This window comes from Candidatus Pantoea deserta, assembly GCF_003813865.1.
Taxonomy (GTDB): domain Bacteria; phylum Pseudomonadota; class Gammaproteobacteria; order Enterobacterales; family Enterobacteriaceae; genus Pantoea; species Pantoea deserta.
In genome coordinates this window covers 61,939-80,694 of the sequence record NZ_RMVG01000011.1, presented here as the reverse complement: position 1 = coordinate 80,694, position 18,756 = coordinate 61,939, and the positions used below count along the sequence as shown (strand labels likewise).

The following is an 18,756-nucleotide window of genomic DNA, read 5'->3' as shown; positions in this document are numbered from 1 at the left end:
ATGGCAACAGATGGCAAAGATTAACTGGCGACATATAGAGATTTTTCACGCGGTGATGACCAGCGGCAATCTGACGCAGGCGGCTACGCTGCTGAATACGTCGCAGCCTACCGTCAGCCGCGAGCTGGCGCGGCTGGAGAAGCAGCTGGGTTTGCGGCTGTTCGCGCGGGTGCGCGGCCGGCTTCAGCCAACCGTGCAGGGTCTGCGTCTGTTTGAAGAGGTGCAGCGTTCGTGGTACGGGCTGGATCGCATCGTCGAAGCGGCTGAAGGGCTGCGTCAGTTCCGCCAGGGCGAACTGTCCATCGCCTGTCTGCCGGTGTTCTCGCAGTCGCTGCTGCCCCAGCTGGTGCAGCCTTTTTTACAGCGCTACCCCGACGTTAGCCTGAATATGATCCCGCAGGAGTCTCCGCTGCTGGAGGAGTGGCTGTCGGCACAGCGCTACGATCTTGGTCTGACCGAAACGCAGCACGCCCCTGCCGGAACCGAGCGGCTGGCGCTACTGACCTGCGATGAGGTCTGCGTGCTGCCGCAGCAGCATCCGCTGTGCCAGCGCGCGGTGCTGACGCCGCAGGATTTTGCCGGAGAGAATTACGTTAGCCTGTCGCGCGCCGACAGCTATCGTCAGCTGCTGGATGCGCTGTTTCATGAGAATGGCGTGGAGCGCAGGCTGGTGATGGAGACGCACAGCGCGGCGTCGGTGTGCGCCATGGTGCGCGCGGGCGTCGGCATTTCAGTGGTGAATCCGCTGACGGCGCTTGATTATGCCGACAGCGGCGTGGTGATGCGTAAATTCAGCGTCGCGGTGCCGTTTACCGTTAGCCTGGTGCGGCCGCTGCATCGGCCGGACTCGGCGCTGGCGGCGGCGTTTATCGACCACCTGCAATCCCAGGTGGTCGATTTCCCTCAGCGCATCGCCGAGCGGCTGGCTTAGGCGCGCGCGGTGGCGGTGGTGCCGCCCGACTGACGGAAAGTAATCAGGCAGATCGCCAGGCCTGTCGCGGCCAGCGCGGCGGCGGCAACCGGCACGGCGGTCAGGCCATAGCCCTGACTGATAACCGCGCCGCCGACCCACGCGCCCAGCGCATTGCCGACGTTAAACGCGGAAATATTCAGGGTGGAAACCAGGTTCGGCGCCTCTTTGCCGTGACGCACCACGTTGATCTGCAAGCCAGGCACGGTGGCGAAGGTCGCCATCGCCCACAGGAACAGGGTGATCTCTGCCAGCCACAGCGCGTGGCTGGTCCAGCTAAACAGCAGCGAAAAGAGGGCGATCAGCGAAAAGCTCAGGATCAGGCTAAAGGAGACTTTCCAGTCCGCCAGCTTGCCGCCGAGGATATTGCCGACGGTCAGGCCTGCTCCAATCAGGAACAGCGTCCAGCTGACGCCGCGCGCGCTGATGCCGGTTACCTGCAACAGCAGCGGGGCGATATAGCTGAACAGCGCAAACATCGCCGCAGCGAAGAACACCGTCATCAGCAGCGACAGCCAGAGTTTGCCGTTTGCCAGCGCGCTGATTTCGCTCGCCAGATGCACGGGCTTCTCTTCTTTATTGGTGGGCAGGCTGACGATCAGCGCGATAAAGGCCAGCACGCCGATAATCGCCACGCCCCAGAAGGTGGCTCGCCAGCCGAACAGTTGGCCAAACCAGGTGCCGAGCGGCACGCCCAGCACGTTCGCCAGCGTCAGTCCGGTAAACATCAGCGCCACCGCCGAGGCCTGACGGTCCGGGGCCACCAGGCTCGCCGCCACGACCGCGCCGATGCCGAAGAAGGCGCCATGACAGAGTGCGGTTACCACGCGCGCCATCATCAGCAGGTTGTAGGTGTAGGCCAGCGCGCACAGCACGTTGCCGATGATAAAGATGACCATCAGCAGGATAAGGGTCTTTTTACGCGGCAGACTGGCGGTGAGCAGCGCCATAATAGGTGCGCCTATTGCCACGCCAAGCGCATAGCCGCTGATTAGCCAGCCTGCCGACGGAATCGACACCTGTAAATCGCCCGCCACCTCAGGCAATAGCCCCATAATGACGAACTCGGTAGTTCCAATCGCAAACGCACTCAGCGCCAGCGCCAGTAAAGCAACAGGCATAACACAGTCTCCCAATAAATAAGCAGGTGAACGCCGCAGCGGACGCCGGGCGTGGACGGTTATAAATATTTGAACTTCGTCACAGCAAGTATTAAATCATAGCCCTCTGTTTGCATATACCCTGCGTGCGGAAAGGATCTTTTGCCGCAAACGCAATAATGGCGCGTCAGACGCCTGATAAAATCTTATTAATGTATTCCTGCTCTACGCGACGCTTGATGTCATCCGCCGGTCGCGCTATGAAAAGAGAGGCTTTTTGTCCGGATTCAACCGAATAAAGGAATATTCCGCGTTGCCGATACCCCAAAGGGATTGCCTGACAGCGTGAAGCCATTCTTAAGCGGGGAGAGATAATGCAACGGCTAATGGTTTTAATGGCGCTCTGCCTCAGCGGCTGCTCCGTCGGCCACTATGAGTACAGCAGCGAAGCGCAGAAGCGCGTTGATATGACCTATACCGGCATTCCTACCGCGCTGGGTCTGGGCACCATGGGCACCACCATTCCGCTGACGGCCGAGTACAGCCTCACCGCCGCGCACGTCGCTAAATTTTCGCTGTATCGCGTTAAGGCCTGGCATCCCGAGTGCGATATCGCTGTGGTCTACCATAAAAATGCAGAGGCGAATCTGCCGCCGCGTTTTCGCAACAGCCGTATCGGCGACAAGGTGAATTTGTACGGCTATAGCTTTATCAGCGCCATGCCGGTCAGCTCCAGCGGCGAGAACCTGATTAATACGTCGCTGGCGAATAGCTGGAACAAGGCGGAATGCGTGGTGGTTGCGGCGAATGCGGGCGTGGTGAAAGGCATGTCGGGCGGCGCGGTCTATAACGCCTCGGATGATACCCTTGCAGGTGTCATTGTCGGCTACAGCAGCCGTATTAATGATAATCAGAGCGGGAAAACCCTGTATCGCGACGTCGCGCTTTATGTGCCCTACGCGCGCTTTGAGGCGTGGTTAAACGGCGTGGTGAAGTCCTGACAGCCCTGGGCGCGCCGGGTTGCGTCCGAAGAGCAAAGGGTCCCGCGACGGGAATGTCCTGAGTGAGTCTGCGATCGCCCCCTTCCCGCCCTCTTCGCTCAGCGCTAAAGAAAAAGGCCGGAGAATCCGGCCTTTTTGGTTTACTTCGCGGTGGGGCGCAGCGCCGGGAACAGGATCACGTCGCGGATAGTATGGCTGTTGGTGAACAGCATAACCATACGGTCGATGCCGATGCCCAGACCGGCCGTTGGCGGCAGGCCGTGCTCCAGCGCGGTAACGTAGTCTTCGTCATAGAACATCGCTTCGTCGTCGCCTGCGTCTTTCGCATTAACCTGCTGCTGGAAACGCTCTGCCTGATCTTCCGCATCGTTCAGCTCGGAGAAGCCGTTGCCGATTTCTCGGCCGCCGATAAAGAACTCAAAGCGGTCGGTAATTTCCGGGTTCTCATCGTTGCGGCGCGCCAGCGGCGACACTTCTGCCGGGTATTCGGTGATAAAGGTCGGCTGAATCAGATGCGCTTCCGCCGTCTCTTCAAAGATCTCGGTGACGACGCGGCCCAGGCCCCAGCTCTTCTCAACCTTAATGCCGATCGACTGCGCAATCGCCACGGCTTTATCAAAATCATCCAGATCCGCCAGATCGGTCTCCGGGCGGTACTTTTTGATCGCTTCGCGCATGGTCAGCTGCTCAAACGGCTTACCGAAATCAAACTCCTGGTCGCCGTAAGGCACTTTAGTGGTGCCGAGCACATCCTGCGCCAGAGTGCGGAACAGGCTTTCGGTCAGCTCGATCAGATCTTTGTAATCCGCATAGGCCATATAGAGTTCCATCATAGTGAACTCAGGGTTATGGCGCGGCGAAATGCCTTCGTTGCGGAAGTTACGGTTGATTTCGAATACGCGATCGAAGCCGCCAACCACCAGACGCTTCAGGTAAAGCTCCGGCGCGATGCGCAGATACATGTCGATATCCAGCGCGTTATGATGGGTGATAAAGGGACGCGCCGATGCGCCGCCCGGAATCACCTGCATCATCGGGGTTTCCACTTCCATAAAGTCGCGGCCCACCATGAACTGACGAATGCCAGCCATGATTTTTGAGCGCACTTTAAAAGTGTGGCGCGATTCGTCGTTGGCGATCAGGTCAAGGTAACGCTGGCGGTAGCGGGTTTCCTGATCGGCCAGACCGTGAAACTTATCCGGCAGCGGACGCAGCGCTTTGGTCAGCAGACGCAGTTCATGACAGTGAATCGACAGTTCGCCGGTTTTGGTTTTGAACAGCTTGCCGCGCGCGCCAAGAATATCGCCCAGATCCCACTTCTTGAACTGCTCGTTGTAGATCCCTTCCGCCAGATCGTCGCGCGCCACATAAAGCTGAATGCGGCCGCCTACGTCCTGCAAGGTCACGAAGGACGCCTTGCCCATAATGCGGCGGGTCATCATACGCCCGGCGACGCTGACCTCGACGCCTAAGTCTTCCAGCTCTTCGTTGCTCTTCTCGTCATACTGCGCGTGCAGTGCGTCTGAGGTGGCGTCGCGGCGGAAATCGTTAGGAAACGGCACGCCGTTCTCACGCAGCGCGCTGAGTTTTTCGCGACGCGTTTTTAGTTCGTTATTTAACTCAAGGGCGGCATCAGCGCTCTGCGGTTGTTGTTCAGACATGTCGGTTCCTTATAACCCTGCTTTTAAACTTGCTTCAATAAAACGGTCGAGATCGCCATCCAGCACCGCCTGAGTGTTGCGGGTTTCAACCCCGGTACGCAAATCCTTAATGCGGGAATCGTCCAGCACATAGGAACGAATCTGACTACCCCAGCCGATGTCGGATTTGTTGTCTTCCAGCGCCTGCTTCTCAGCATTTTTCTTTTGCATCTCAAGCTCGTACAGCTTCGCCTTCATCTGCTTCATCGCCTGATCTTTGTTTTTATGCTGTGAGCGGTCGTTCTGACACTGGGTAACGGTACCGGTCGGAATATGGGTAATACGCACGGCTGATTCAGTACGGTTAACGTGCTGACCGCCCGCGCCCGACGCGCGATAAACGTCAATGCGCAGATCCGCCGGGTTGATGTCGATGTCGATGTCGTCATCCACTTCCGGATAAACAAACGCCGAACTGAACGAGGTGTGGCGACGGCCGCCGGAGTCAAACGGACTCTTGCGCACCAGGCGATGCACGCCGGTTTCGGTACGCAGCCAGCCAAACGCGTAGTCGCCGGAGATGCGCACGGTGGCGGATTTCAGACCGGCCACTTCGCCTTCTGATTCTTCAATGATTTCGGTCTTGAAGCCTTTGGCTTCAGCCCAGCGCAAATACATACGCAGCAGCATGCTGGCCCAGTCCTGCGCTTCGGTGCCGCCGGAACCGGCCTGCAAATCGATGTAGCAGTCGGCGCTGTCATATTCGCCAGAGAACATACGACGAAACTCCAGCTCGCCCAGCCGGGTTTCCAGCACGTCGAGTTCAGTAACGGCTTCGTTGAAGGTCTCTTCATCATCGGCTTCCACCGCCAGCTCCAGCAGTCCTTCGACATCGTCAAGGCCCTGCTTCATCTGGTCGAGCGTGTCGACAATGGCTTCCAGTGACGAGCGTTCTTTACCCAGCGCCTGAGCGCGTTCTGGCTCGTTCCAGACGTCAGGCTGCTCCAGCTCGGCGTTTACTTCTTCGAGGCGTTCTTTCTTGGCATCGTAGTCAAAGATACCCCCTAAGAACGTCGCTGCGTTCGGTGAGGTCCTGAATACGATTTTTAACCGGATTGATTTCAAACATGGCTTTCGGTTCTTTTCGCTGAATGTCGGGATGGAAACCCAGCAGTCTAACCGAAATAGCCGTGAGATTGTAGGATTTCAGTCGCGCGCCACAGGCTGGCCGGGGCGCTGGCAGAGGAGATGACCAGGCTGTCAGCGAGAGAGCTGCCGCGGCTCTCCCACTGAAGCGGGCGCTAATTCAGCGGCCAGATCTTATCGATAATCAGCTGAACCGATCGATTGCCGCGATATTCGTTAATATCCAGCTTAAAGGCCAGCTCGACCTGACGAACGCTGCTGTCAGGCCACAGGGTGGTATCGACGTTAAAGGCGATGCCGTCAAGCAGCGGGCCGCCGCCGAGCGGCTCCAGCATCACCTTTAAATGGCGCTCTCCGACCAGACGCTGCTGTAGCAGCTTAAATTTGCCGTCGAAAGCTGGCTCCGGGAAGGCTTGTCCCCAGGGACCGGCTTCGCGCAGCAGTTCGGCGGTGTGCAAACTAAATTCGCCCGGCTGCAACGCGCCGTCTGACCAGACCACGCTTTGCAGCGTCTCTTCGCTTAGCCATTCGCCCAGCAGATCGGCGAAGCGCTGACGAAACTCGTCAAAGCGCGATTCCTCCAGCGACAGGCCCGCCGCCATAGCGTGACCGCCGAACTTCAGCATCAGACCCGGATAGAGCGTATCGAGTCGTTCCAGCGCATCGCGCAGATGCAGGCCGGGGATCGAGCGGCCAGAGCCTTTCAGCGTGCCGTCACCCGCTGGCGCAAAAGCGATCACCGGACGGTAAAAACGCTCTTTCAGGCGCGAAGCCAGAATGCCGACCACGCCCTGATGCCATTCGGGATGATAAAAGGCCAGCCCCAGCGGCAGCTCGGTCTGCTGGCGCTCCAGCTGCTGACACAGCGCCAGCGCCTCGCTCTGCATCCCCTGCTCGATCTCTTTACGCGTCTGATTCAGCGCATCCAGCTCGCTGGCCAGCATACGCGCCTGGGTAATGTCGTCGGTGAGTAGCAGCGCCACGCCGACCGACATATCATCCAGCCGTCCCGCCGCATTGAGGCGCGGGCCAAGCGCAAAACCGAGATCGCTCGCCACCAGCTGGCGGGCGTCGCGATTAGCGATCTCCAGCAGGGCGCGAATGCCCGGACGGCATTTTCCGGCGCGAATGCGGCTCAGCCCCTGCCACACCAGAATGCGATTGTTAACGTCGAGCGGCACCACGTCGGCAACGGTGCCGAGCGCAACCAGGTCCAGCAACTCTGCCAGATTCGGCTCTGCGCGCGTGGCGCCAAACCAGCCCTGCTGACGCAGATGGGCGCGCAGCGCCATCATCAGGTAGAAGGCCACGCCAACGCCCGCCAGCGCGCGCGACGGAAACTCGCAGTCGTTCAGGTTGGGGTTAACGATCGCCTCCGCCTCCGGCAGGGTTTCGCCTGGCAGATGGTGATCGGTGATTAGCACGGGAATACCGTGCTGATGCGCGCAGGCGACGCCGCTGTGCGAAGAGATGCCGTTATCCACCGTCAGGATAAGCTGCGCGCCCCGCGCGCGCGCCTGCTCAACCACTTCAGGACTCAGGCCATAGCCGTCGTCAAAGCGATTAGGCACCAGATACTGCACGTTGTGGCCGCCCATACTGCGCAGCGCCAGCACCGTGAGCGCGGTACTGGTCGCGCCGTCGGCGTCAAAGTCGCCCACCACCATAATGCGCCGCCCGTCGAGCAGGGCCTGATGCAGCAGCTCAACCGCGTCCTCCAGCCCGCTGAGGGTGGTAAAGGGCAGCAGATGTTTTGCGCCGCGCTCAAGCTCGGCCGCGCTGCGCACGCCGCGTTGCAGATAGAGACGTTTAAGCAGCGGCGGAAGATCCGCCGGGAGTTGATCCTCGACGCTGATAGCGCGCCGCCGCAGTTCTACAGATTTCATCACTGCCAATTAGCCACCGCGCTTCTGCTGATCTAACACCTGTTTCAGCTCCTGCGGTCCCTGATAACCCGGAATCATCATGCCGGAGTCGGTCAGGATCGCTGGCGTGCCCTGAATGCCGTAGAGGATGCCCAGCTTATAGTGCTGATCGAGATTGATCTTGCAGCTATCCGGCGCGCTCATCTGCGGCGCATTGCCCTTCATCGCCTCGTCAAAGGCTTTATTGCGGTCGGCGGCGCACCAGATGGATTTCATGGCGTTTTCCACCTGGCCGTGCAGCCCTTCGCGCGGGAAGGCAAGGTAGCGCACCGTAATGCCCAGCGCGTTGTAGTCCGCCATTTGCTCATGCAGCTTGCGGCAGTAGCCGCAGGTGATGTCGGTAAACACGGTAATAACGTGCTGCTCTTTTGCCGCTTTATAAACAATCATTTGCGACGCCAGCGCCTCGACCTTTTTGTCGAGCAGTTGGTTAGTGACGTTTACCGGCTGCGCGCCGCTGACGTCGTAAAGCGGTCCCTGAATCATATGCTTGCCGTCTTCGCTGACGTAAATCACGCCGCTTTCCGTCAGCACGGTCTTGAATCCTGACAGCGGCGACGGCACGATTTCCGTCTGTTGCAGCCCTAGTTTTTTCAGGGATTGCAGGATTGCGCCGTCATCGGCCTGAACTGCACTGCTGAAAGCGCCCGTCAACAGAGCCAGCAGAATAAATTTCTTCATCTTCTTTCCTTATTATCCACGTCAGGCGCGCGGATGATGCTGTTGATGCAACTGACGCAGCCGCTCGGTCGCGACATGCGTATAAATTTGCGTGGTAGAGAGATCGCTGTGTCCCAGCAACATCTGTACGACACGCAGGTCGGCGCCGTGGTTCAACAAATGGGTGGCGAAGGCGTGGCGCAGCACATGCGGCGACAGCTTCTCGCCGTCGATTCCCGCCAGTACGGCATAGTGCTTGATGCGGTGCCAGAACGTCTGACGCGTCATCTGCTGCGCCCGGCTGCTGGGAAACATCACGTCCAGCGTCTGCCCGTTGAGCAGCCAGGGACGCCCATGCTCCAGATAGTGCTCCAGCCAGTAAACGGCCTCTTCGCCTAAGGGTACCAGACGCTCTTTATTGCCTTTACCAATAACGCGCACCACTCCCTGACGCAGGCTGATGTCGCTCAGCGTCAGCCCGACCAGCTCAGAGACGCGTAGTCCGGTGGCGTAGAGCAGTTCCAGCATAGCCTTATCGCGCAGCTCCAGCGGAATATCGGCGCTCGGTGCCTGGAGCAGTCGCTCGACCTGCGCCTCGGTCAAATCTTTCGGCAGCCGCTGCGGCAGCTTCGGCGCCGAGAGCAGCGTGCTGGGATCGTCGCTACGCAGCTTTTCACGATACAGGTACTGAAACAGGCGTCGCATGGCGCTCAGCAGCCGCGCCGAACTGCTGGCCTTATAGCCGCCCTCCAGCCGTTCGGCGAGAAACTGCTGTAAATCCGCCGTCTGTAGCGTCAGTAAGGTCAGCCCGTGATGCGTCAGCCAGTCGAGCAGCGTCTTTAAGTCCTGCCGATAGGAGGACAAGGTATTTTGCGCCAGATTGCGTTCAATCCAGAGCGCATCCAGAAACTGTTCTGTCAGGTCGCTGTCTTGCACGGTATCCCCGCTTTGAGGTGAAATCGTGCTCATTATGCCTGAATCCGCCCTGCTTCTGATACAATTGCGCCAAAGTCAGTCTTACTCAGAGCATTATCTGCATGAAAATTGGTCTTTTTTACGGCTCAAGCACCTGCTATACCGAAATGGCCGCCGAGAAAATTCGCGACTTTATTGGCGCTGAGCTGGTTACGCTGCACAACGTGAAAGATGACGATCCGCTGCTGATGGAGCAGTACGATTTGTTGATTTTAGGCATCCCGACCTGGGATTTCGGCGAGTTGCAGGAAGACTGGGAGGCGATCTGGCCGCAGCTGCCCACGCTTAATCTGCGCAACAAGATCGTCGCGCTCTACGGTATGGGCGATCAGCTCGGCTATGGCGAATGGTTCCTTGACGCGCTGGGCATGCTGCATGAGCTGTTGCAGCCGATGGGCGTAAGATTCATTGGCTACTGGCCGCTGGAAGGCTATGAATTTACCAGCCCGAAACCGCTCACCGCGGACGGGAAACAGTTTGTCGGCCTGGCGCTGGATGACGTCAATCAGTTTGACGTGACCGATGAGCGTATCGAACAGTGGTGCGAACAGATTCTGACTGAAACCGCTGCGCTGCTGTAGCGCAGGTTTAACCGTTCTCTAGCCATGCAGAAAGCAGGCGCGGAACAGACGCCACCGGGCGGGCGGCATCATATCCCGCAACAGCCACAGCCGGAGCACGCGTCCCTTTTCACTGCGCAGCACCAGCAACGCCGCGCCTGGCAGCCAGCGAATCGGGGCGGCCACGCGCCAGCGTACTCCCTGCCAGCGCCAGCTGCCGTCGTTTTTACACTGTAGCAGGCCCCGCCGCTGCGCCAGTCGCTGCTGCTGCTGGCGTCCCTCTCTGAGCATCAGCCATAACAGCGGCGCTTTTATCAGCCAGCAGAGCGCGGGCAGCGGCGCGCCCGCCACGATCGCCAGCGCGCCAGCGACAAACGCGCCGTGCAGAAGACGCGCCTGACGCGAAGGTCGCAGCTTACAGTGCCACGGGCCCGCGTGCACGGTTGCGCTGCTGAATAAGCCGGATAATACGCTTCAGCTCCGGATCGGCCGGTTCGCCGTGATCCATCATCCAGTTAAACAGATCGGGATCGTCGGCCTTCAGCAGGGCGACAAAGGCCTGTTTATCAACATCGTTAAGCGTATCGTATTCGTATTTAAAGAAAGGCATGATGGCGACATCCAGCTCCAGCATGCCGCGACGGCAGGCCCAGTGAATGCGTGATTTGTCATGAATGTCCATATGTGTTGTTTCCGCAGTTCAGACAGTGCGGCTAGTGTAACCTGGTTTTATCGCGCCTGCCGAGGCGCGTTGCGCTGCTGTGCGACAGGCCGCACGCCGCCGCCCCTGATGGGCAAGCCGACTCGCGATTTGTGCGCCTGGTCCCGTAAACCTGTTGCAAAGCCAGTACGCTCTTTTAACATTGAACTCAGGATTCACTTTTCAATCAGGACAGCCAATGCCTATTTTTAGCTTACCGCCGCGCCAGCCTGTGGCCGCCTCTCGTCTGCCGTTAACCCTGATGTCGCTGGACGGCTGGGCGCTGGTGTCGGTTCAGGGGCCCGACAGCACCTCTTATCTGCAAGGCCAGCTCACGCTGGACGTAGCCGCCCTGTCGGCGGATCAGCATCGTCCAGCGGCGCACTGCGACGCCAAAGGCAAAATGTGGAGCAATCTGCGTCTGTTTCACCGCGGTGAGGGTTACGCCTATCTGGTGCGTCGCGAGCTGCGCGATCAGCAGCTGACCGAACTGAAAAAATACGCGGTATTTTCCAAAGTCACGCTGGCGGCGGACGATGACGCGGTGTTGCTTGGCGTAGCTGGTTTTCAGGCGCGCGCGGCGCTGACCAGCCTGTTTGCGGTATTGCCGGACAGCGAGCATCCGGTGGTGCAGCAGGCGGACACCTCGCTGCTGTGGTTCGCCACGCCCGCAGAGCGTTTTCTGATTGTCACCACGCGCGAACAGGCGCAGGCGCTTCAGCAGAAGCTGGCCGACGACGCGCAGCTGAACGACAGCGCACAGTGGCTGACGCTGGATATTGAGGCGGGCATTCCGGTGATTGAACCGGCGACCACAGCGCAGCTGATCCCGCAGGCCACCAACCTTCAGGCGCTGGACGCCATCAGCTTTAAGAAAGGCTGCTACACCGGCCAGGAAATGGTGGCGCGCGCCAAATTCCGCGGCGCCAACAAGCGCGCGCTCTACTGGCTGGCCGGTCAGGCAAGCCGGGTTCCCGCCGCGAATGATTCGCTGGAGCTGCAAATGGGCGAGCGCTGGCGTCGCACCGGCACGGTGTTGACCGCCGTCCAGCTTGAAGATGGCGAGGTGTGGGTTCAGGTGGTGATGAACAACGATCTGGAACCGGAAAGCGTCCTGCGGGTCGAAGGCGATGAAGGCGGTCGTCTGCTGATTAAGCCGCTGCCCTACACGCTGGAAGAGTAAGGCCGCGCGGCAACTTTTCCCGTTTCGCCGGGAAAGGTTGCCGCAGGCTACATCACATAGAAATAGATTGCGCAGAAATGACAGGCGCTGCCGCCCAGCACAAAGCCGTGCCAGATGGCGTGATTGTAGGGAATGCGTCGCGCCACATAGAAAATCACGCCAAGCGAATAGATAACGCCGCCCGCCACCAGCAGCCAGAGACCGCCTGCCGAAAGCGTCAGCGCCAGCTGATAAATAACGATAAGCGACAGCCATCCCATACAGAGATAGGTCACCAGCGACAGCGCCTTAAAGCGGTGCGCGATCGTCAGCTTAAAAATTATGCCCGCCAGCGCCAGCCCCCAGATCACCACCATCAGCCCATGCGCCAGCGGCGACTTCAGCCCCACCAGTAAAAAAGGCGTGTAGGTTCCGGCAATCAGCAGATAGATGGCGCAGTGGTCAAGCTTTTTCAGCCAGCGCCTGGCGCCGTAGTGGGGAATAGCGTGATACAGGGTCGAGGCGAGAAACAGCAGGATCATGCTGCCGCCGTACAGGCTATAGCTGGTAATGGCCGTGGCGGTGGCGCGCATCTCTACCGCCTGCACCAGCAGCAGCACCAGCCCCACAATGCCGAACAGACAGCCGACCCCATGACTAATGCTGTTGGCGATATCTTCAGCAAGCGAGTAACCCGGAGCAACTACGCGATTTTTCATAACGTCACATCCTGAACATCAAACTGAGTGCACTTTTTCTGACCACCAGCATAGCCAGGAAAAATTTGAGAGTACACTTGTACGCTCAAATTATTGTGTGAATGCGTGTTACAGCCAGGGCTGCGCGCAAATCTGGTACACTGCCCGCTGATCTTATCTTAATGAGCGCGCGTACAGATGTTCTCTCATCACGATCTTGCCAGCCTGAACGATCTGGAAATGCAGGTTTATCACGACATCATCAGACACCCGGAAAGCGTCAGCTATATGACCATCCGCGAACTGGCGGAGCGCGCCGGCGTTTCCACCACCACCGTGTTGCGCTTCTGTCGAAAAATGCAGTGCGACGGCTGGTCAGAGTTTCGTATTCGTTTTCGGCTGGCGCAGCAGCAGACGCAGCCGATGCAGAGCAACGTCGGCGTCAGCGAGATGCTGAGTTTTTTCAAAAGCATTAATAATGACGAATTTAGCGCTCTGATCTCTCGCGCCGCCAGCATGATTAATCAGGCCGAACAGCTTTTCTTTATTGGCGCAGGCACCTCAGGCAGCCTGGCGAAATATGGCGCGCGCTTTTTCTCTAACGTCGGGAAATTCAGCCACTATATTGACGATCCCTATTATCCGGTGAGCGGCGGACTTGATGAAAATACGCTGGCTATACTGCTTTCCGTTTCGGGCGAAACGCCGGAAATATTGCGCCTCGCCAGCCAGTTTAGCCTGCGCGGCTGTAAAACCCTGGCCATTACCCACTCGGAAAACAGCTCGCTGGCTAAAATGAGCGATTTTACGCTGGCGTATCATGTGCCGGTGGTGCGCCTGAACGATAATTACGACATCACCACTCAGGTGCCGGTTATGTATATTCTCGAAGCCACTGGCCGTCTGCTGATTAAATAAAACAGGCTGTTTTTGCGCCGTAACATATTACGCTGGCGCGCCGGTGTTATAGCGTGACTTCGTATTTTGCTTTGCTACACTCGCGACAAGATTTACTTCGCTGAGAGGGATATATGCATAACGAATCAGGCTTTCCGCACAATTTTTTATGGGGCGGCGCGGTGGCGGCGCATCAGGTTGAAGGCGGCTGGGATCAGGGCGGCAAAGGCGTGAGCATTGCTGACGTGCTGACCGGCGGCGCGCACGGCGTAAGCCGCGTGATTACCGACGGCGTGCAGCCAGGCAACAACTATCCCAACCATCAGGCCGTTGAGTTCTATTCTCACTATAAAGAAGACGTTGCGCTGTTTGCTGAGATGGGCTTTAAGTGTTTTCGCACCTCTATCGCCTGGACGCGTATCTTCCCCAACGGCGACGAGCAGGAGCCGAACGAGGCGGGCCTGCAATTTTATGACGACCTGTTCGACGAGCTGCTGAAATATGGCATCGAGCCGGTGATCACCCTTTCCCACTTTGAAATGCCCTACCACCTGGTGAAGCAGTACGGCGGCTGGCATAACCGCAAAGTCGTGGACTTCTTTGTGCGCTTTAGCGACGTGGTGCTGCGCCGCTATCAGCACAAAGTGAAGTACTGGATGACCTTTAACGAAATCAATAACCAGCGCAACTGGCAGTATCCGCTGTTTGGTTACTGCTGCTCCGGCGTCATATTTACCGACCATGAGAAGCCGGAAGAGGCGATGTATCAGGTGATGCATCACCAGTTTGTCGCCAGCGCGAAGGTGGTTAAACTCGGCCACGAGATTAACCCGGACTTGCAGATTGGCTGCATGATCGCCCTGGTGCCCATCTATCCCTACTCGTGCCATCCTGACGATGTGATGCTGGCGCAGGAAGCGATGCATCAGCGCTACGTGTTCAGCGACGTGCAGATGCGCGGTCAGTATCCCGCCTACACCCTGAAAGAGTGGGCGCGCAAAGGCTACCAGATTGAGATGGCGGCGGATGATGCCGAGACGCTGCGTAACGGCTGCGCCGATTACGTCGGCTTTAGCTATTACATGAGCAACGCGGTGAAACACGACGCCAGCGGCGTTGAGGATCCCATTACCGGCTTTGACGGCGTAGTGAAAAACCCGCACGTCGGCGCATCGGACTGGGGCTGGCAGATCGATCCGGTGGGGCTGCGCTATACGCTCAACGCGCTGTACGAGCGTTATCAGAAACCGCTGTTTATCGTCGAAAACGGCTTCGGCGCCATCGACCAGCCGAATGCGCAGGGCCTGATTGAAGATGATTACCGCATTGACTATCTGCGCGCCCATATCGCTGAGATGAAAAAAGCGGTCGTGCATGACGGCGTTGCGCTGATGGGCTATACGCCTTGGGGCTGCATCGACTGCGTCTCGTTCACCACCGGCCAGTACGATAAGCGCTACGGCTTTATTCACGTGAATAAGCATGACGACGGCAGCGGCGATTTCGCCCGCTCGCGTAAAAAAAGCTTCGGCTGGTATCAGCAGGTGATCGCCAGCAACGGCGAAACGCTGTAAGCAGTGAGGCCGCAGCGGACGCGGCCTGCTGTTTAGCGGCCTCCGGCAGCGTCTATAAAGGTGCCGGTAATATAGGAGGCCGCCTCGCTCGCCAGCCAGACAATGGCTTCGGCAACTTCTTCCGCTTCTCCGCCGCGTCCCATCGGGATCACGCCCGCCGTGGCCGCCACGCGATCCACGCGTCCCGGTTCGCCGCCGTCCGCATGCATGTCGGTATAGATAAAGCCCGGCCTGACGCTGTTAACGCGGATGCCCTGCGCCGCCACTTCCAGCGATAATCCTTTCGTCAGTGAATCCATCGCCCCTTTCGACGCGGCATAATCGACATATTCGCCCGCTGCGCCGAGGCGCGAAGCCGCTGAGGAGACGTTGATAATCGCGCCGCCTGCGCCGCCGTGATGTTTGCCCATGCGCTTGACCGCCTCGCGGCAGCAGAGAAAGGTACCGGTGACATTGGTGGCGAAGACGCGCTGCAGCCGCTCAGCGCTGATCTCCTCAACCCGGCACTGGGTGAAAAGAATACCGGCATTGTTAACCAGCACCGCGAGCGGCATCGATTCCTGATCCAGCCGCTGAAACAGCGCCACCACCTGCGCCTCATCGGCAATATCCGCCTGAACCGCAAAGGCTTCCCCGCCCTGCTCGCGGATCTGCGCCACCACCTGCTGCGCCTCTTCGGCGCGCTGGCGATAGTTTACCGCTACGCGATAGCCCTGCTGCGCCAGCTTAATCGCCGTCGCGCGGCCAATTCCCCGGCTTGCGCCAGTTACCAGAGCCAGTGTCATACGCTCTCCAGAAGTAAAATAAAGGGCCGGATAAGCGGCCCTTGTTATTCGTTGTTACCCTTGCGCGGCGTTTACTGATACTCGCTCATCGGCACACAGGAGCAGAACAGATTGCGGTCGCCAAACACATCATCCAGACGTTTTACCGTCGGCCAGTATTTGTTGTCGCTGCCTGCCGGGAAGACCGCCAGCTCGCGGCTGTAGGGGTGATGCCACTCGCCGACCGCTTCCATCTGCGTATGCGGCGCGTTAACCAGCGGATTATCCTCTGCCGGCCATTCGCCATCGGCGACGCGGTCGATCTCCATGCGGATAGAGAGCATCGCATCGATAAAGCGGTCCAGCTCGATTTTGCTCTCCGACTCGGTCGGCTCCACCATCAGGGTGCCCGCCACCGGGAAAGACATGGTCGGCGCATGGAAGCCGTAGTCAATCAGACGTTTAGCGATGTCCAGCTCACTGATGCCGGTCTGCTCTTTCAGCGGACGAATGTCGAGAATACATTCGTGCGCGACGCGGCCATCACGACCGGCGTAGAGGATTGGATAGGCCGATTGCAGGCGGCTGGCGATATAGTTGGCGTTGAGAATCGCCACCTGGCTGGCGCGCTTCAGTCCCTCCGCTCCCATCATCCGGATATACATCCAGCTGATCGGCAAAATAGAGGCGCTGCCAAAGGGCGCGGCGGAAACCGCCCCCTGCTGCGTCAGTACGCCGTCGATCTGCACCACGCTGTGCCCCGGCACAAAAGGCGCGAGGTGGGCTTTGACGCCGATAGGTCCCATGCCTGGGCCGCCGCCGCCGTGCGGGATACAGAAGGTTTTATGCAGGTTGAGATGCGAAACGTCCGCGCCGATATAGCCCGGCGTGGTGATGCCCACCTGCGCATTCATATTGGCGCCGTCGAGATAAACCTGGCCGCCGTACTGATGCACGATCTGGCACACCTCGCGGATGGTCTCTTCATACACGCCGTGGGTCGACGGATAGGTCACCATAATGCAGGAGAGATGCTCCCCCGCCTGCGCGGCTTTCTCACGCAGGTCGCCCAGGTCGATATTGCCCTGCTTGTCACAGGCGACCACCACCACGTCCATGCCCGCCATCTGCGCCGAAGCCGGGTTGGTGCCGTGCGCGGAGCTGGGGATCAGGCAGAGATTGCGCGCCCCTTCGTTACGGCTTTCATGGTAGCGGCGAATGGCCAGCAGGCCGGCATACTCTCCCTGCGCGCCGGAGTTCGGCTGCATGCAGAGCGCATCGTAGCCGGTGAGCTGCACCAGCCACTGCGACAGTTGACCAATCATTTGCAGGTAGCCGGAAGCCTGTTCCGCCGGGCAGAACGGGTGCAGCTCAGCAAATTCCGGCCAGGTAATGGGGATCATTTCCGCCGCCGCGTTGAGCTTCATGGTGCAGGAGCCAAGCGGGATCATCGCCTGATTCAGCGCCAGATCCTTTTTCTCCAGACTGTGCATGTAGCGCATCATCTCGGTTTCGCTGTGGTGACGGTTGAAAACCGGATGCGTCAGGATGTCGCCCTGACGCTGCTGCGCCGCAGGGATCGCCTGGCTGTCAGCCGCCACAGCGGCGTCCAGCTTGTCGATGTCCAGGCCGTGCTGGTCGCCCAGCAGGATAGCAAACAGCGTCTGAACATCTTCGCGACGGGTGGTTTCATCCAGCGTAATGCCGACAGCGTTGTGAATATCGCTGCGCAGGTTGACGCCAAAGCTCAGCGCGCGGTTCAGGATTGCGCCCTTGTCGGCCACCTCAACCGTCAGGGTATCGAACCAGCTGCGATGGCGTAGCTTCAGCCCGCCATGTTGCAGCCCGGCGGCGAGGATGGTGGTCAGGCGGTGAATGCGGGAAGCGATGCGCTTCAGCCCTTTGGGACCGTGATAGACCGCGTACAGACCGGCGATATTGGCGAGCAGCACCTGCGAGGTACAGATATTGGAGTTGGCTTTCTCGCGACGAATATGCTGTTCGCGCGTTTGCATCGCCATACGCAGCGCGGTATTCCCTGCCGCATCGCGCGAGACGCCGATAATGCGTCCCGGCATGGAACGTTTGTGCTCATCGCGGCTGGCGAAAAAAGCGGCGTGGGGACCGCCATAGCCCATCGGCACGCCAAAGCGCTGCGCTGAGCCGAAAACAATGTCCGCCCCCTGCTTGCCCGGCGCTTCTAACAGCACCAGCGCCATAAAATCGGCCGCGACGCTGACCACGATTTTACGGCGCTTGAGTTCGGCGATCAGGGCGCTGTAGTCGTGCGCTTCACCCGTGGTGCCCACCTGTTGCAGCAGCACGCCGAACACCGCATCGTGCTCCAGCACCTTGTCGGCGCGGTCGATAATCAGTTCGAAGCCAAAGGTTTCTGCCCTGGTGCGCACCACGTCGAGCGTCTGGGGATGAATATCATCGGCAATAAAAAACTTGTCGGCTTTCAGCTTGCTGACGCGCTTCGCCATGGCCATCGCTTCCGCCGCCGCCGTGGCTTCATCCAGCAGCGAGGCGGAGGCGACGTCCAGTCCGGTAAGATCGAGCGTGACCTGCTGGAAGTTGAGCAGCGCTTCGAGACGCCCCTGGGAGACTTCCGGCTGATAAGGCGTATAGGCGGTGTACCAGCCGGGATTCTCCAGCATATTGCGCAGGATCACCGGCGGCGTCACCACCGCGCTGTAGCCCATGCCAATCCAGGATTTGTAGCGCTGGTTCTGACCCGCAATCGCTTTCAGCTCGGCCAGCGCCTGCTGCTCGGTGGCGGCATCGCCGACGGCGGGCGGGCCGGGCAGCTGGATGTCGGCAGGCACGATGGCGCTAATCAGGGCCTCCAGCGAGCTGGCGCCAATCGCCTCCAGCATCAGCGCCTGTTGTTCCGGTGAAGGGCCGATATGACGTTCAATAAAGGCACCGTTATGTTCGAGCTGGATCAAAGTCTGGGTCATTAGCAGTCAATCCTGAATCGG

At 59.1% G+C, this 18,756-nt stretch carries 17 protein-coding genes; 6 read left to right on the top strand and 11 right to left on the bottom strand.

Annotated elements, in window-relative coordinates:
* Positions 1–10: 10 nt before the first annotated feature.
* A complete protein-coding gene (locus BBB56_RS14510) occupies positions 11–931 on the top strand; it encodes a LysR family transcriptional regulator (protein WP_123801659.1) in 921 nt (306 codons plus the stop codon).
* Here BBB56_RS14510 and BBB56_RS14505 read toward each other — a convergent pair.
* On the bottom strand, positions 928–2,091 hold the full coding sequence (locus BBB56_RS14505; protein ID WP_123801658.1) for an MFS transporter: 1,164 nt from the start codon (positions 2,089–2,091) through the stop codon (positions 928–930). The two genes, BBB56_RS14510 and BBB56_RS14505, sit on opposite strands and share 4 nt — an antisense overlap.
* A gap of 353 nt (positions 2,092–2,444) precedes the next feature.
* Here BBB56_RS14505 and BBB56_RS14500 point away from each other — a divergent pair, with 353 nt between their 5' ends.
* Complete coding sequence (locus BBB56_RS14500) at positions 2,445–3,071, top strand: serine protease (protein WP_123801657.1); 627 nt, start codon at positions 2,445–2,447, stop codon at positions 3,069–3,071.
* A 140-nt stretch (positions 3,072–3,211) separates the two neighbouring features.
* On the opposite strand, the gene lysS is transcribed toward BBB56_RS14500, so the two are convergent.
* The 5 genes from lysS to xerD all read right to left on the bottom strand — a co-directional run bounded on the left by lysS (position 3,212) and on the right by xerD (position 9,411).
* A complete protein-coding gene (gene lysS, locus BBB56_RS14495) occupies positions 3,212–4,732 on the bottom strand; it encodes a lysine--tRNA ligase (RefSeq protein ID WP_123801656.1) in 1,521 nt (506 codons plus the stop codon).
* Between the two features lie 9 nt (positions 4,733–4,741).
* A protein-coding gene (gene prfB / locus BBB56_RS14490) for a peptide chain release factor 2 (protein WP_123801655.1) occupies positions 4,742–5,840 on the bottom strand; the annotation gives its coding sequence in 2 pieces (ribosomal slippage) (positions 4,742–5,764 and positions 5,766–5,840; 1,098 coding nt in all).
* Positions 5,841–6,012: 172 nt separating this feature from the next.
* A complete protein-coding gene (recJ, locus tag BBB56_RS14485) occupies positions 6,013–7,743 on the bottom strand; it encodes a single-stranded-DNA-specific exonuclease RecJ (RefSeq protein ID WP_123801729.1) in 1,731 nt (576 codons plus the stop codon).
* Between the two features lie 9 nt (positions 7,744–7,752).
* A complete protein-coding gene (gene dsbC / locus BBB56_RS14480) occupies positions 7,753–8,463 on the bottom strand; it encodes a bifunctional protein-disulfide isomerase/oxidoreductase DsbC (protein WP_123801654.1) in 711 nt (236 codons plus the stop codon).
* 21 nt (positions 8,464–8,484) lie between these two features.
* Positions 8,485–9,411 (bottom strand): site-specific tyrosine recombinase XerD, encoded by a 927-nt coding sequence (gene xerD / locus BBB56_RS14475; protein WP_123801653.1) that lies wholly within the window; start codon positions 9,409–9,411, stop codon positions 8,485–8,487.
* A gap of 68 nt (positions 9,412–9,479) precedes the next feature.
* Between xerD and fldB the strand changes: the two genes are divergently transcribed.
* Positions 9,480–9,998, top strand: a complete 519-nt coding sequence (gene fldB / locus BBB56_RS14470; protein ID WP_123801652.1) for a flavodoxin FldB — start codon at positions 9,480–9,482, stop codon at positions 9,996–9,998.
* Positions 9,999–10,016: 18 nt separating this feature from the next.
* Here the strand turns inward: fldB and BBB56_RS14465 are convergent, their stop codons facing one another.
* On the bottom strand, positions 10,017–10,418 hold the full coding sequence (locus BBB56_RS14465; protein WP_123801651.1) for a protein YgfX: 402 nt from the start codon (positions 10,416–10,418) through the stop codon (positions 10,017–10,019).
* Complete coding sequence (gene sdhE, locus BBB56_RS14460; RefSeq protein WP_123801650.1) at positions 10,393–10,659, bottom strand: FAD assembly factor SdhE; 267 nt, start codon at positions 10,657–10,659, stop codon at positions 10,393–10,395. Before sdhE ends, BBB56_RS14465 begins: the two co-directional genes overlap by 26 nt.
* A gap of 217 nt (positions 10,660–10,876) precedes the next feature.
* Between sdhE and ygfZ the strand changes: the two genes are divergently transcribed.
* Complete coding sequence (ygfZ, locus tag BBB56_RS14455) at positions 10,877–11,860, top strand: tRNA-modifying protein YgfZ (RefSeq protein WP_123801649.1); 984 nt, start codon at positions 10,877–10,879, stop codon at positions 11,858–11,860.
* 47 nt (positions 11,861–11,907) lie between these two features.
* Here ygfZ and trhA read toward each other — a convergent pair whose 3' ends face one another.
* Entirely contained in the window at positions 11,908–12,558 is a 651-nt protein-coding gene (gene trhA / locus BBB56_RS14450; RefSeq protein WP_123801648.1) for a PAQR family membrane homeostasis protein TrhA, read from the bottom strand.
* Between the two features lie 177 nt (positions 12,559–12,735).
* Between trhA and BBB56_RS14445 the strand changes: the two genes are divergently transcribed.
* Together BBB56_RS14445 and BBB56_RS14440 are read left to right on the top strand one after the other, a co-directional pair.
* Complete coding sequence (locus BBB56_RS14445) at positions 12,736–13,455, top strand: MurR/RpiR family transcriptional regulator (RefSeq protein WP_123801647.1); 720 nt, start codon at positions 12,736–12,738, stop codon at positions 13,453–13,455.
* A gap of 113 nt (positions 13,456–13,568) precedes the next feature.
* Positions 13,569–15,008: a 6-phospho-beta-glucosidase gene (locus tag BBB56_RS14440; protein WP_123801646.1), complete on the top strand. Its 1,440-nt coding sequence runs from the start codon at positions 13,569–13,571 to the stop codon at positions 15,006–15,008.
* Positions 15,009–15,040: 32 nt separating this feature from the next.
* Here the strand turns inward: BBB56_RS14440 and BBB56_RS14435 are convergent, their stop codons facing one another.
* Entirely contained in the window at positions 15,041–15,793 is a 753-nt protein-coding gene (locus BBB56_RS14435) for an SDR family oxidoreductase (protein ID WP_123801645.1), read from the bottom strand.
* Positions 15,794–15,864: 71 nt separating this feature from the next.
* Positions 15,865–18,735 carry an aminomethyl-transferring glycine dehydrogenase gene (gcvP, locus tag BBB56_RS14430; protein WP_123801644.1) on the bottom strand — a complete coding sequence of 957 codons (2,871 nt, stop codon included), beginning with the start codon at positions 18,733–18,735 and terminating at the stop codon, positions 15,865–15,867.
* Positions 18,736–18,756: the final 21 nt, after the last annotated feature.

Coding starts and splice junctions, on each gene's coding strand:
- trhA (WP_123801648.1), bottom strand. CDS start 12,558: ATGAAAAATCGCGTAGTTGCTCCGGGTTACTCGCTTGCTGAAGATATC.
- BBB56_RS14505 (WP_123801658.1), bottom strand. CDS start 2,091: ATGCCTGTTGCTTTACTGGCGCTGGCGCTGAGTGCGTTTGCGATTGGA.
- fldB (WP_123801652.1), top strand. CDS start 9,480: ATGAAAATTGGTCTTTTTTACGGCTCAAGCACCTGCTATACCGAAATG.
- recJ (WP_123801729.1), bottom strand. CDS start 7,743: ATGAAATCTGTAGAACTGCGGCGGCGCGCTATCAGCGTCGAGGATCAA.
- BBB56_RS14445 (WP_123801647.1), top strand. CDS start 12,736: ATGTTCTCTCATCACGATCTTGCCAGCCTGAACGATCTGGAAATGCAG.
- BBB56_RS14440 (WP_123801646.1), top strand. CDS start 13,569: ATGCATAACGAATCAGGCTTTCCGCACAATTTTTTATGGGGCGGCGCG.
- lysS (WP_123801656.1), bottom strand. CDS start 4,732: ATGTCTGAACAACAACCGCAGAGCGCTGATGCCGCCCTTGAGTTAAAT.
- BBB56_RS14500 (WP_123801657.1), top strand. CDS start 2,445: ATGCAACGGCTAATGGTTTTAATGGCGCTCTGCCTCAGCGGCTGCTCC.
- ygfZ (WP_123801649.1), top strand. CDS start 10,877: ATGCCTATTTTTAGCTTACCGCCGCGCCAGCCTGTGGCCGCCTCTCGT.
- BBB56_RS14510 (WP_123801659.1), top strand. CDS start 11: ATGGCAAAGATTAACTGGCGACATATAGAGATTTTTCACGCGGTGATG.
- gcvP (WP_123801644.1), bottom strand. CDS start 18,735: ATGACCCAGACTTTGATCCAGCTCGAACATAACGGTGCCTTTATTGAA.
- BBB56_RS14435 (WP_123801645.1), bottom strand. CDS start 15,793: ATGACACTGGCTCTGGTAACTGGCGCAAGCCGGGGAATTGGCCGCGCG.
- sdhE (WP_123801650.1), bottom strand. CDS start 10,659: ATGGACATTCATGACAAATCACGCATTCACTGGGCCTGCCGTCGCGGC.
- dsbC (WP_123801654.1), bottom strand. CDS start 8,463: ATGAAGAAATTTATTCTGCTGGCTCTGTTGACGGGCGCTTTCAGCAGT.
- xerD (WP_123801653.1), bottom strand. CDS start 9,411: ATGAGCACGATTTCACCTCAAAGCGGGGATACCGTGCAAGACAGCGAC.